This window comes from Bacillus sp. CDB3 (genome assembly GCF_002081505.1).
Classification (GTDB): domain Bacteria; phylum Bacillota; class Bacilli; order Bacillales; family Bacillaceae_G; genus Bacillus_A; species Bacillus_A cereus_AT.
Genome location: NZ_ALBR01000101.1, coordinates 46,221 through 60,336, shown reverse-complemented (window position 1 = coordinate 60,336; position 14,116 = coordinate 46,221). Strand labels below are relative to the sequence as shown.

Sequence of the window (14,116 nt, the reverse complement as noted above, 5' to 3'; positions counted from 1 at the left end):
GTATTGATTAAAATTATATCAGCGATTTTCCGAATATATCGACTTACCGACAAGAAACGACAATAATAAAAAGGCTGCCCCGACAGAATTCTGGAACAACCTCCTCTTTTTATGCTTCTATGCTCGTTTTTCTCTCTATCTTTTCTACAATATGCCCTTCTTCATTCCACTTTACTGCACGGTAATACGCGTCATGATAAAACGTAAACCACGCTCCTTTTTCAGCGCCGTGCTTCATCCACTTTTGCTTATTTTCAATCGATGTCATAGGATAATCATCGTATGACATTACCCATAGTACATTTTGATGTGCGTGCGTCGGCAATAGGTCTGCTAAATGAAGCATCGTTTCACCTTTGCTTTCTAAAGTAATAACTGCATGTCCATCACTATGACCGCCTGTATGCGCCATTTTTATTTCATCCGTAATTTCTATTTCTTGCTGAAACGTAACAACTTGATCTACAATCGGCTCCCAATTTTCCTTCCAATATGTATTACGTGATCTAATATTTGGGTTCCTCATTTCATTCCACTCTATTTCACTTACATAAACTTTCGCATTCGGAAACGTTGGTATAAGTTGATCACCTTCCCATTTCGTTAAACCAGATGCATGATCAAAATGAAGATGCGTCATTAAAACGTAGCGAATATCTTCAGGCTTTAATCCTAGTTTTTCTAATGATTCATAAACCGTTGATTCTTCCGTTACACCTTGATTTCGCTTCATCTTCTCATTCAATTTACCGTTTCCTATTCCAGAATCAATCAGCATATTACCGTCTTTCGTTTGCAAAAGTAGCGGATCTGTTCGTAAATAAATATGGTTTGTATCATTATGTTTATATTTACGTGACCAAAGCACTTTCGGTACAACCCCAAACATTGCTCCTCCATCTAAATGTGTGTTCCCGCCTTTTAGCCACGTCACTTTTATATCTCCAATTTGTAACTGTTCCATTTTTCATCCCCCTTTTCTTTCAATACTAACATAAAATTCTGATTATTTTAGATACAAAAAACCTATGCATTACTGCATAGGCTCTGTGCGATATTTCGCTTCAACTCGGTAAATACGATGACCTTTACTAGAGAACTTCTCTTCGTACTCTGTCATAATGTTTCCTTCATAATCACTATTATGAAGATCTAAGCTAAGGTAAGTTAATAACATACCATACTCAGCCATACTCATAAGAGAATATTCAAATAAACCTTGGTTATCAGTTTTGAAATGAATTTCTCCGCCATCTACTAACACTTCTTCGTAATTGCGTAAAAATGTTTTATACGTTAAACGACGCTTCGTATGACGGTTCTTCGGCCATGGATCTGAGAAGTTTAAATAAACGCGGTCAATTTCACCTTTTGCAAAGAAAACTTTTAAATCTTCAGCATCTTTATTAATTAACTTTAAGTTCGGTAATTCTTCTTCAATTAATTTATCAAGTGCATCTACAACAACACTTGTGAATTTTTCAATTCCAATATAATTAATATGTGGATTCGCTTTTGCCATATCATACATAAAGCGGCCACGTCCTGTACCTACTTCAATATGAATTGGTTGTTCATTTCCAAATACTTCTTTCCAGTTACCAGCGCGCTCTTCTGGGTTTCCGATTACGATATGTGAATATTCATTAATTCGATCCATTGCATAAGGTTTATGTCTTAAACGCATAGATGTCTCCCTCTCTTTACAAAACTATTTTAAAGGAAAAATTCCTTCTTTCTGTTTTAATCAATCTATCAAACAAAAAACCAAGCACGTACGAGCACTCGGTCCGTTTCTTTCAAGTATAAGATGTACCATTTTGATAAAAACTACATAAAGCATTAAACATTCCATGACGAAACAGCTTTTTCTCTTACATTTCCAGTGAGAGAAAAACACTCGAAAGGATGATCCGTTCATGCCAATTAATCAACAGCATCAATTAGAAGTGTTAAAAGATATTTTAGTCAACCATCAAAGTGATTGCTGTGGGACAGTTTCTGAATGCGAGCAATTAGAGCGCCTCATTCAATCGTTACTCGCAAACGATAGTATAAGTAGTGACGCTAAAGCAATGCTAAACGATGTATATTCTTATAGTCAATCGGGTAAATCTTCCTCTAATTTGGACAACCATATTTCCAATAATCAAGAACAACTTACTCAGTGGATTGCTGGAATGGACAATTTTTCTTAAGTATTATTCTGAAGCAAGTAGTTGCTGTAAATATTGATGCCAATATTTAGCTTCTGCTTGCTGCTTTTTTGTTGTGTGCCATTGAATAGATAAAATCGTTTGTGCTATAACATACCATCTCATACGCCTAAGTAATGATTCATCTAGTTCAACATCATAATATCCGAGCCACTCACTCCATTCATGACGCGGAACATACCAATATAATAACATACCAAGGTCTAAAGCTGGGTCAGCAATCACAGCTCCATCCCAATCAATTAAAAACAATTCATCTTCATCCGACAATATCCAATTGTTATGGTTTACATCACAATGGCATACAACGAATTCATCGTACTCAATATCTTTTAATGACTCTGTTAAATATTGAAGCCCTTGCTGAATTGTTTCATCAACTCTTATATCTCCTCTTAAAACAAGTTGTAATTGTTGTAATAACTCTTGCGCATGAAGCGGCTGCTTTCCTAGCCTTTGAATCATCTGCACAAGCGCTTTAGAGGAGTGTATTTTCTTCAAAAGTTTCGCAACACGTTCTAGTTTCATATCCTCTTGCTCTAACTTCTGTCCCGGAAGCCATTTTTGAGCAGAAATTACATCACCGTTCGTTACCCTTCTTGTCCAAAGTAATTTTGGAACAATTCCTTCTGCTGACAATACCGCTAAAAAGGGCGATGTATTCCGCTTTAAAAATAACTTTTGTTGTCCGTTTTGCGCAATATATGCATCGCCCGTTACTCCACCAGCCGGTATAAGACTCCACTCTTTTCCTAATAATTGTTCCAACCATTCCATATTCATTACCCGTTAACAAATCCTTATCTTTTATAGTTATGAAAAGAAAAACCGCAACATTTCTACACATGTTGTGGATTCATATATTTTACTTTAGTTGAATGAAAAGAAAACTTGGCATAAGCCGAAAACAGGATAAATCCCCTGCTCTTCTAGTTTATTTTACAAAATCACTCATAGAATGACAACTTATCAAAATCGTCACCTTTGTCAATTCTACATTTATTACATTCTCATCGTCAAGTAGCGATTTGTCACATTATCGCCAATATATACGTGCTAGTTGGAGCCATTTGAAGTTCCTTTCCTCTAAATGAAGAAATTGGCTGTATTTTCGCTTGCTTTTCGTTTACTATCACATGCCACGTTTCTTCTTTTGGAAGCTCGACTATTTCATTTTGCAAACCGCTATTGAATAACACAACAATCTCTTTCCACGGTCCGAAAGATTCTACATTTTGCAAATGGTATGCAAGTGCTTCTTTTGATGTTTGCAAAAAAGTCATATGCTTTTTTATAAGATCAGCGCTTTTTAATCGAAATGCCCCATGCTCCTTCCGAATCGCGATTAAACCTTTTATATAATTAACGGTCTCCATCTCGGTTTCTTTTTGATCCCAATCTAATCGATTGATTTCATCATTTGCATTATAACTATTTTCGTTTCCTAGCTTCGTACGATAAAACTCTTGCCCTGCATGTAAGAAAGGAATCCCCTGCGAAAGAATAACTATTGCAGTTGCTAATCGATGACGTCTTTTCAAAATTTCTTCTGATTCTGGATTACTTTGCACTAGTTTATCCCACATCGTCATATTGTCATGACATTCTACATAGTTGATACTTTGCATTGGCTCTAGGAACAATCCTGTTTCTTTCATACTTAAAAGGCTACCAGCTACTATATACTGCAAATGATTACAGTCTACATGCCCACCAAATGCAAAGCCACGTTTATTGATATTAAACGTACTTCCTTTTATTCCATCACGAAATTGATCATTAAACTGTGCAATACATGGCATTTTATTCGCGTTATTTAACGTAGCTTTCTCTCCAAGAGGAAGTGGTGTTTGTAAATCCCATCCTTCACCTAATAACAGCGCATCATGCTTTATTTTTCGCACTTCTTTTTCTAACACATTCATCGTTTCAACGTCTAAAATCCCCATTAAATCAAATCGGAATCCATCAACATTGTATTCAGTAAGCCAATATAAAACAGATTCTACAATAAATTTCCTCATCATTTTCCGTTCAGATGCTATATCATTTCCAACTCCCGTCCCATTAGAAGGCATACCATCTTCACCATGACGAAAATAATATCCCGGGACAAGCTTCTCAAATGATGATAGCTCTCTCTCATAAACATGATTATATACAACATCGATAATTACCCTGATGCCGCACGCATGAAATGTTTCAATCAGTTGTTTACACTCTACTATCCTGTTGTACGGGTCAGAGGGGTTTGTAGCATAAAATCCTGTTGGCGTATTGTAATATAGTGGATTGTAGCCCCAATTATATGCAGAAGCAGGATTCGCCTCATCTACACCTCCGAAACAATATAAAGGTAATAGTTCAACATGTGTAACACCTAAATCTTTTATATGAGACAATCCCGTTAACGTCCCATTTCGTCCCGTTGTCCCCTCTTCTATCAATCCTTTATATGTTCCCTTATTATTCACTCCACTGTTTGGATGAATAGTAGCATCACGAATATGCAGTTCATACAATATCGCATCTGTCATTGACTGTAATGGTGGTAATTCCTCTCGTTTTGTTACATTCGTCTTTTCCAAATCGATAACAATGCCGTATTTCCCATTTACAGTCACTGACTTTGCGTAAGGATCCACTGCTTCGTTCCATATTAAATTAATACATACGAGAAATGTATATTTTACTCCGGCTAAATCACCTTGTAATGTATGAGTCCAAACTCCGTTTTCTCCTCTGTACATTTCATAATCGATATATTCTTTATCACTTTTATAAATTCTTACCTTCGCAAGCCTTGCAGTTGGAGCCCATACTTTAAATATCGTCACTTCTTTTTGATACACAGCACCTAAATCTGTACCTTCGTAATAATACTTTTCATCGAAAATTGCTGTTCGAATAACAGCGCCTATTTGTAAATCTGTTTCTTCGTTCCGTTCATCTCGTACTGTATAATATTTTCCCACATCTAGCGGCTCTTCTATAAAGCACTCATACTTCGTTGCATCCGGAAGAGCAATAGTATGAGCAATCGGCAATTCTTTCAAATTGCTTCCTTCTTGTAAACGAAATGTCCGGCTTGTTCCATACGCATGCGGGAGCAAAATTGTAATTTTATTCATTTCATCTAAATAGGCATCAAATGGACGTTTTACTTTCAACATAAAAAAATCACCATCATTCTTAAAGTTAAAATGAAACGAGCTGCAAATGATAAGGCTTTTCTTATCAGCAAAGCTCTATACAGTAACACATTATTCTCTATAGTATATTCACCTGTATAAAAAACGTTTTCATACATTCTATTTTTGTAATTTTATTTCAGCAATCCCTTTATACTTCGGTGTCTCCTTCACGTGAGATTCGTATAAAGTAATCGTATCCGTTTGAAATGATATTTCCGGCACTTCCTTTATATGTTCTAAATCAAACTTCTCTTCTCCTACCCATTTACGAGCAACAGTAATATGCGGATGATACGGGCGCGTTTCTAAAGAAAATCCATTCCCTTCACAAATAGCATGTACTTGCTTTTGTAACTGGAACAAATCGTGATTCTCACTTACCTTCGACCAAAAAATACGTGGCCTATCTTCCATACCGAATGTTGAAAATCCTTGTAATGTGAACGATAGTTCTTTCGTTTCCGTAAGTGTTTGTATTCCATTCTTTATTCCTTCTAATTGTTCCTCTGTCGCACTCCCTAAAAATGAAAGGGTAATATGATAGTCTTCTTTATGTACCCATGAACGAAATGGTAATTCTCCCTGCATTTCCTCTTTATAGTTAGACAGCACTTCTTTTATATGATTTGGTAAAGTGATTGCGACAAAATAATGCAGCTCCATGTACATCTTCTCCTTCTTTCTATTGTTGCTTTTCTTTCGCATCTCATTCAAACTTTCCTAACAGTCTAACCAAGTTAAGATTGCAATATTAAATGAAATTATATCGATATTTCGACAAGGAATATCACCTTAACAACAAACGATACGTAACAGAAAACCGTCCCAAAATATGTATCGGGACGGTCTCTTATTATTTATATATCTATTACTTCGCTAATTCATGAATCGCTTGCGCGTAAATTGCTGTCGCTTTTAATAAGTCTTCAATTTCAATATATTCGTCCTTTTGGTGTGCAAGTTCTTCTTTTCCAGGGAATAGCGGGCCAAATGCAACGCCAGCTTTCAATGAACGAGCATAAGTACCACCGCCGATTGCTAACAATTCAGCTTTTTCACCTGTTTGTTCTTCATATACGCGTTGCAAAGTACGAATTAATACATGATCTTTATCAACGTGATGCGGGCGAGAGTTAGAATAATCCGCTACTTCAAATCCATGAGTACCAACATATTCTTTTAACTTTGCAATCATTTCTTCAAAGTTAGTCGTAACTGGATAGCGTACATTTAGTCCTAAATTACCACCGTTTTCTTGCGAATAAGACAGGCGACCAACATTAACTGTTAACGGGCCGCTAATATCGTCTTTATAAGAAATACCAGCTTTCTCTCCAATAATATCTCCTGTAAATGTTTCTGTTACAAACGATGCAAACGAAGCACCTTTTCCATCAAGAGAAACTTTCGTTAAGCAGTTTGCTAATAATAAACCTGCATTTTCTCCCTTTTCCGGAGTAGATCCGTGAGCTGAAATCCCTTTGATTTGTAACGTCACCGTATTTCCTTCTACAATTGCTTTACCCATTTTTTTAGCAGTTTGTAAATACTCCTCATATGCTACTGTAAGTGCATTTACATCTTCTCCTGTAATAATCGCTTCTGCATAATCAGGAACCATATTCAAACGACGACCTGACTCAAATGAAATCAGCTTAAATGCGCCTTCTTTCTCTTCGCTACCATTTTGAACAACTTGTATGTCAGAAATTCCTTTTTCCGCATTAATAATTGGAAAATCTGCATCTGGTGCAAAACCGATTGTTGGCATTTCTTCATTTTTAAAGTAATGATCTACACACTTCCAATTACTTTCCTCATCTGTTCCTAAAATCATACGAACACGTTTAGAAAGAGGTAAGCCTAATTCTTTTACAATTTTCATTGCATAATAAGCTGACATTGTCGGCCCTTTATCATCAATCGCACCGCGTGCAAAAATCTTCCCGTCGCGAATATCCGCACTATACGCAGGAGTTGTCCAGCCATCTCCTTCTGGTACAACATCAACGTGACAAAGGATACCTACTAATTCTTCTCCTTGTCCCATTTCAAGATGACCTGCATACCCTTCTAAATTTTTAGAAGCGAAACCATCTGCGTCTCCTTTATGTAACATGAAAGATAAAGCTTTTTCTACACCGTCACCAAATGGTGCACCCTCTTTCGCAGATTCTTCTTCCCATACACTTTTAATTTGTAAAAATTGTTGTGTATCACGAATTAAATCATCTTTTCGTTTTGCAACTTCTTCTGTCCAATTAATCATTGACATCACGCATCCATCCTTCACTATATTGTCTCTTTCATCATAGCAAACCGAAATCTCTTATGCCATACATGAAAATCCAATAACGAATAATTGTAATATTTCAGATATTTCTCATTAGTTTTTCTTTTATTTTCTCAAAAAAATTTGCAGGAATTTGGCGTTTTACGTAGAAATTTATGAGTTAGTTGACTGACAAAATATACAATGTCAACTACCAATATTTTTCTATATGAATATTTGTTAAACTTTTGTAAAATTTAAGTAGATTAAAGCATGAATTTTATCATGTAGAGTACAATGGTAGTAACGACCTTCTTTCCTGAATGGGGTCAAAAAAACTAGTAGAGGAGTGGTTTTCTCTTGAAACCTACAACTACTCGTATGCTAACACGCATTAAATCGATTTATATGTACATCAATGAAAACGGTACGGTAACAACGAAAGACCTTGTAGATGAGTTCGGGATCACACCGCGAACGATACAACGTGATCTAAATGTGTTGCAGTTTAATGAACTCGTGTATAGCCCTTGCCGCGGCAAGTGGACAACGACAGGAAAGAAAGTGAGAATGACCTCATAACAAAAAAATAATTGTATGTAAATAAATACATACCCCTTTCTAACTCATTAGAAAGGGGTCTTTTCTATGCTTTGAAATTGACGTTACTTTTCGTTATCTACTTGATATGTTTTTAACATTTCTACTTCTTCATCTGTTAATTCACGATATTGCCCAAGTTCTAACTCTTCATCTAACACTAAAGGTCCCATCTCTGTTCTCTTTAAATACACTACTTTTTTACCTACCGCTTCAAACATGCGCTTCACTTGATGGAATTTTCCTTCTGTAATCACGAGCTCAATTTCAGAAATATCATCACTTTTTAAGATTGTAAGTTCGCCTGGCTTCGTTTCATAGCCATCTTCTAAAATAACACCTTTAGCGAATTCTTTTACATCGTCTTCCGTTACAACTCCTGAAACGTGTGCATAGTATTTTTTCGGCACATGCTTTTTCGGAGATAATAGTTGATGCGTTAACTTCCCGTCATTTGTAATCAATAAGAAACCTTCTGTATCAATATCGAGTCTCCCAACAGGGAATGGATCAAAAATCGCATCTTCTAATTCTAATAAATCTATTACTGTTTCGTGGTTATCATCTTCTGTCGCTGAAATAACACCTTGTGGTTTATGCATCATTAAATAAACAAATTCTTTATATTCCACAACTTCACCGTGAATCATAACCTCTTGTTCCTCTACATTTACATGAAACTTCGGATCTTTCACTGGCGTCCCATCAATTTTCACAACGCCGTCTTTCAATAATTTCTTTACTTCTTTTCTACTTCCGTGGCCCATGTTCGCTAATAATTTATCTAATCTCATGTTCTTCACCTTCTTTATTTATCATAAGAAAAGGGGACGTATTTACGCCCCTTTTGATTTCAACTTTATTTTGAATCTACTACCAAGTTTACGCTGGATTTTCTCTAAAGCTTCTCCGCCAAATACTCTTTCTAGTACTCCTGTGCGAATCGCTAACAATCCGTAAACAAGTCCACCAATACCTGCACAAATCGCAACTGTAATAAGAGCACCAATACGGCCATCAGGCGAAATCATGAAGGATAGAAGCCATTGTGATAGTTTTACAGCAATAACCATTACAAGTGTTAATATTGCAATTTGGAATGTTCTCTTATATACAACACCAAATGAATAGTTTGCATGTTTTTTGATTTGTCTATTCGTATACCATACAGAAACTAAGAAGCCGACTGCAGTAGCCAAAATCGCCCCAACTGTACCGAAATAGCGAATAAAGATTACGTTACATACAAATTTCAAAATAACACCCATAACAAGCGCGACAATCGCATGTTTTTGTTGATTAATCCCTTGCAGAATCGCCGCTGTTACTGTGAATAAAGCAAATAACAACGCAACTGGTGCATACCACATTAATACTTGTCCACCTAGTGGATCTGAGTCGTAGAAAGCAGTGTAAATTGGATATGCAAGTGTAGAAATACCGATAACTGCTGGCAATGTTAAAAACATATTTGCCTGGAATGTTTGTGTAATTTGTAATTTTAAATAGCGGTATTGTTTTTCAGTAAATGACTTTGTAATCGCTGGCACGAGCGTTAAACTAAAGGCTGTTGCAAGTGATACTGGAATCATAATTAATTTATGCGTCCACATCGTGAAAATACCAAGTGCTCGCTCTGCGATATCTCCTTGACCAATCGCCTGCATAATAGAGTTAAATGTCAATGTATCAATTTGTTGATATAAAGGAATTGTTAATCCAATTACAACGTAAGGAATTGCATATGCAAACAACTCTTTAAACAATTGAGCGGTACTTACTGTCGATTCTGGTACAGTTTGCTCAATTAAATATTGATCCAAATATTTTTTACGTTTTAACCAGTACCAAATTAATACGCCAAGTGCTCCAACTGCTGAAACAAATGCAGCAAATGTCGCAACCCCAACTGCCGTTGCTACTGTACCGCCAAGTACTTTAATAACGATGAAACTACCCGCTAATAAAAAGACGATACGAATAATTTGCTCAATAATTTGTGAAACCGTAGTCGGTCCCATCGATTGGTGGCCTTGGAAATAACCACGAATCAAACTTGCTGCCGGCACAACAATAAGCGCAAAACTTACGAGGCGAATAATCGTCGTAACTTCTTCTACCTTATTTTGTAAACTTTGTTTACCAAGCATTGCTTCTGCAAATAATGGTGCGGTCATGTACAGTACTAAGAAGGAAAGAACTCCTGTTACTATCATCATAACCATTCCCGAGCGGAACATTCTTCGGCTCGTTTTATAATCGCCAAGTGCATTATATTTGGAAACAAACTTCGAAACAGCAAGCGGCACCCCTGCCGTTGCAATACTTAAAAATATCGTATATGGAATGTATCCATATGTATAGAGCGTTCCGCCTTCTGTGCCTACTAATGCATGAAACGGAAAGACGTAAATCATGCCTAAGAACTTTACTAAAAATGTCCCTAACGTCACAATAAGCGTTCCGCGCAGAAATTTTGAATCGGACATACGAAAATCCTCCTACATCTACATAAAGTGAAACTTTAATCAGTGGGGACTTTGTTCATCCCCACTGATTATTAGTTGAACCAATCGGGCGTTTACGGGCAGTTTATCTCCCACCTAACTTCTTTGCTCTAACCAAATTTTGAGGTGGGAGTTTTACTGCCCGTTAATGCGGGATAAAGTGAAACTATAATTAGCGGGAGACTCCCCTCCTACTAATCATTCGAGCATTTATGGACCCTCTTTACTTCTCCTAAATCTTAAGATAGTAGTCTTATTGCCCATAAATAGCAGGATAGTGCTGAACTCTAACTTTTGTATTGTACCACAATTCTCCCCTTAAGCAGTACTTCACTCTATTTTTCTTTTAAGGGAAAACATGCTATTCTTTTAGGCAGGAAATGTAGAAAATGAGGTCGATATATTATGCATTATGATGTTATTGTCATCGGCGGCGGTCCTTCAGGGCTAATGGCTGCAATCGGTGCTGCTGAAGAAGGCGCAAGCGTCTTACTTCTTGATAAAGGAAATAAACTTGGACGTAAACTTGCGATTTCTGGTGGTGGTCGTTGTAACGTAACGAACCGTCTACCACTTGATGAAATCGTTAAACATATACCTGGAAATGGTCGCTTCTTATACAGTGCTTTTTCTATTTTCAGTAATGAAGATATTATTACATTCTTCGAAAATCTCGGTGTAAAACTGAAAGAAGAGGATCATGGCCGCATGTTCCCCGTATCAAATAAAGCGCAATCTGTTGTAGATGCACTTTTAACACGATTAAAAGACTTAGGTGTAAAAATACGCACGAATACGCCTGTTGAAACGATTGAATACGAAAACGGTCAAACAAAAGCCGTTGTATTACAAACAGGTGAAGTGTTAGAAACGAATCACGTCGTTATCGCTGTTGGTGGAAAATCTGTTCCTCAAACTGGTTCTACTGGAGACGGATACGCTTGGGCTGAAAAAGCTGGTCATACAATTACAGAACTTTTCCCAACAGAAGTACCAATTCTTTCAAACGAACCATTTATTCGTGACCGCTCATTACAAGGTCTTGCTTTACGAGATGTAAACTTAAGCGTATTAAACCCGAAAGGAAAAGTTGTCATTTCTCATAAAATGGACATGCTCTTCACTCATTTTGGCTTATCTGGTCCTGCTGCTCTTCGTTGTAGCCAATTCGTTGTAAAAACGTTGAAAAAATTTAAAACGAATACAGTTCAAATGAGTATCGATGCATTGCCAGAAGAAAATAGTGAACAACTATTCCAGCGCATGCTGAAACAAATGAAGGACGATCCGAAAAAAGGAATTAAAAACGTTTTAAAAGGTTATGTGCCTGAACGTTACTTCCTATTCTTATTAGAAAAAAATGAAATTGATGGCAGCGAACAAGCTGGACAAATTTCTCATGAGAAGATTCGTGCACTTGTGAAAGACTTTAAAGAATTTACTGTGAATGTAAATGGTACGCAGTCAATTGAAAAAGCATTCGTTACTGGCGGCGGTGTATCCGTTAAAGAAATTAACCCGAAAGAAATGTCTTCTAAATTCACGAATGGCTTATATTTCTGCGGAGAAGTTCTTGATATTCACGGTTATACTGGTGGCTATAACATTACATCTGCTCTCGTTACTGGTAGAATTGCCGGAACAACAGCTGGAGAAAACGCAAAAATGCAGTATTAAAAAAAGAACAGGGATTCCTGTTTCTTTTTTTATATGTACATGAAATTATATCGGCGATTTGACAAGAGATATCGATTTACCAACAAGGAACGCCACATATACCCTCCTCCTACCTCTCGTTCTTTTTTGTTGCTTTATATACCTTAGTACCTTTATATTTTATATTGTTGAATATTTGAAAAAGGGTAAGGGGAAAACAAATGAGAAAAAAAGTCATGATGTCTTTAATGCTAATGACGTTTCTTTCTGCGGTAGAAGGAACGATTGTTAGTACAGCGATCCCTCGTATAACGAGTGATTTGTCAGGCGTCGAACTTGTTAGTTGGGTATATGCAATCTATATGCTTGCAACAGCTGTTTCGACTCCAATATACGGAAAACTAGCTGATTTATTCGGCCGTAAAAAAGTTCTGCTCATCGGAGCAACAATCTTCTTAATCGGTTCTGCACTTTGCGGAGTCGTTACATCAATGGAACAATTAATCTTCTTCCGAGCTCTTCAAGGTATAGGGGCTGGTGCTGTTATGCCGATCACAATGACGATTATTGGAGACTTATATAGCGAAGCGAGAGACCGCGCGAAAGCACAGGGCTGGATGAGTGCCGTTTGGGGTGTATCTGGTGTTATCGGGCCGTTAGTAGGTGGATTTTTAGTTGATTCTCTTTCTTGGCGCTATATTTTCTTCTTAAACGTTCCTTTTGGAATTATCGCTTGCATAATGTTTGCCATTTCTTATAAGGAATCTGTTAAGTCTGCCGCCAAGCAACATATCGACTACCTTGGTGCAACAGTCTTCTCATTAAGTACAATCGCTCTGCTATACGCATTATTAACAGGTAGCAGTAAGCAAAACTGGGGAGACATTTCAATTATCGGCCTATTAATCTTTGCCGCTGTTTCATTCATTATTTTCTTATACATCGAGAAAAAATCTCCGGAACCATTAATTCCGCTAGCACTTTTCTCTAACCGTACACTATCTACTATAAACATACTAACACTTATTGCTGGCGCAATGATTATTAGTATTACAGTGTATCTTCCAATTTGGAGCCAAGGTGTTTTAGGAAAAAATGCGACAGAAGCTGGACTCATTTTAATGCCGATTCCTGTTATGTGGACATTCGGTGCTATGTTCTCCGGTAACTTAGTTGGCAAGTTACAAACGAAACAAATTATTTTACTTGGAGCTAGCATTTTATCAGTTGCTACCTTCTTATTATTTACATTATCAACAGATTCACCATCGTTCCTTATCTATGTTGCAGTCGGATTATTCGGCTTAGGAATGGGACTTGTTACACCAATTTACATGGTCACAATTCAAGCAGCTGTACCGGCTCATACGCGCGGAACGGCAGTTGGTTTAAACACATTTATTAATACATTTAGTCAAACACTAGGCGCTGCAATCTTCGGAACAATCTTCAATACGATGATTCACGCGCGTGGTATTAAAAATCTTGATCTCGTATCTTCTGGCGGACACGGCGGAGCTACAGCAAACGTAGCAACCGAATCACAATCCGCATTAGCATCAAGTGTACACGTCATTTATATGAGCACTTTCGTATTAGCAGTATTCACATTAATTATCGCTTGGCTCTTATTAAAGCCAGCTAAACAAACAAGTGAGCAGTAAAAAGAGG

At 37.0% G+C, this 14,116-nt stretch carries 12 protein-coding genes; 4 read left to right on the top strand and 8 right to left on the bottom strand.

What is annotated here, in order from left to right; all coding sequences use genetic code 11:
• Positions 1-109 precede the first annotated feature (109 nt).
• Together CDB3_RS27135 and trmB are read right to left on the bottom strand one after the other, a co-directional pair.
• Positions 110-964, bottom strand: coding sequence for a YtnP family quorum-quenching lactonase (locus CDB3_RS27135; protein WP_128856615.1), 855 nt, complete (start codon positions 962-964; stop codon positions 110-112).
• Between the two features lie 69 nt (positions 965-1,033).
• Positions 1,034-1,687 (bottom strand): tRNA (guanosine(46)-N7)-methyltransferase TrmB, encoded by a 654-nt coding sequence (trmB, locus tag CDB3_RS27130; RefSeq protein WP_128856614.1) that lies wholly within the window; start codon positions 1,685-1,687, stop codon positions 1,034-1,036.
• Between the two features lie 232 nt (positions 1,688-1,919).
• Here trmB and CDB3_RS27125 point away from each other — a divergent pair, with 232 nt between their 5' ends.
• Positions 1,920-2,198: a YtzH-like family protein gene (locus tag CDB3_RS27125; protein WP_001122236.1), complete on the top strand. Its 279-nt coding sequence runs from the start codon at positions 1,920-1,922 to the stop codon at positions 2,196-2,198.
• A gap of 3 nt (positions 2,199-2,201) precedes the next feature.
• Here the strand turns inward: CDB3_RS27125 and CDB3_RS27120 are convergent, their stop codons facing one another.
• From CDB3_RS27120 to pepV, 4 genes are all read right to left on the bottom strand, one after another.
• Positions 2,202-2,999 (bottom strand): phosphotransferase family protein, encoded by a 798-nt coding sequence (locus CDB3_RS27120; RefSeq protein WP_070145165.1) that lies wholly within the window; start codon positions 2,997-2,999, stop codon positions 2,202-2,204.
• A gap of 248 nt (positions 3,000-3,247) precedes the next feature.
• The gene (pulA, locus tag CDB3_RS27115) at positions 3,248-5,389 is read right to left on the bottom strand and encodes a type I pullulanase (RefSeq protein WP_128856613.1); all 2,142 of its coding nucleotides are present in this window, start codon (positions 5,387-5,389) and stop codon (positions 3,248-3,250) included.
• A gap of 138 nt (positions 5,390-5,527) precedes the next feature.
• Positions 5,528-6,073, bottom strand: a complete 546-nt coding sequence (gene thpR / locus CDB3_RS27110; protein ID WP_128856612.1) for an RNA 2',3'-cyclic phosphodiesterase — start codon at positions 6,071-6,073, stop codon at positions 5,528-5,530.
• Positions 6,074-6,278: 205 nt separating this feature from the next.
• The gene (gene pepV / locus CDB3_RS27105) at positions 6,279-7,685 is read right to left on the bottom strand and encodes a dipeptidase PepV (RefSeq protein WP_128856611.1); all 1,407 of its coding nucleotides are present in this window, start codon (positions 7,683-7,685) and stop codon (positions 6,279-6,281) included.
• Between the two features lie 357 nt (positions 7,686-8,042).
• On the opposite strand from pepV, the gene CDB3_RS27100 reads away from it, so the two are divergent.
• Positions 8,043-8,264 carry a DeoR family transcriptional regulator gene (locus tag CDB3_RS27100; protein ID WP_000805512.1) on the top strand — a complete coding sequence of 74 codons (222 nt, stop codon included), beginning with the start codon at positions 8,043-8,045 and terminating at the stop codon, positions 8,262-8,264.
• An 83-nt stretch (positions 8,265-8,347) separates the two neighbouring features.
• Here CDB3_RS27100 and CDB3_RS27095 read toward each other — a convergent pair whose 3' ends face one another.
• Positions 8,348-9,076, bottom strand: coding sequence for a pseudouridine synthase (locus CDB3_RS27095; protein WP_128856610.1), 729 nt, complete (start codon positions 9,074-9,076; stop codon positions 8,348-8,350).
• A gap of 42 nt (positions 9,077-9,118) precedes the next feature.
• On the bottom strand, positions 9,119-10,771 hold the full coding sequence (locus CDB3_RS27090; RefSeq protein WP_128856609.1) for a putative polysaccharide biosynthesis protein: 1,653 nt from the start codon (positions 10,769-10,771) through the stop codon (positions 9,119-9,121).
• 423 nt (positions 10,772-11,194) lie between these two features.
• On the opposite strand from CDB3_RS27090, the gene CDB3_RS27085 reads away from it, so the two are divergent.
• Together CDB3_RS27085 and CDB3_RS27080 are read left to right on the top strand one after the other, a co-directional pair.
• Complete coding sequence (locus CDB3_RS27085; protein WP_128856608.1) at positions 11,195-12,466, top strand: BaiN/RdsA family NAD(P)/FAD-dependent oxidoreductase; 1,272 nt, start codon at positions 11,195-11,197, stop codon at positions 12,464-12,466.
• A 200-nt stretch (positions 12,467-12,666) separates the two neighbouring features.
• A complete protein-coding gene (locus CDB3_RS27080) occupies positions 12,667-14,109 on the top strand; it encodes an MDR family MFS transporter (protein ID WP_128856607.1) in 1,443 nt (480 codons plus the stop codon).
• The last annotated feature ends 7 nt before the right edge of the window (positions 14,110-14,116 follow it).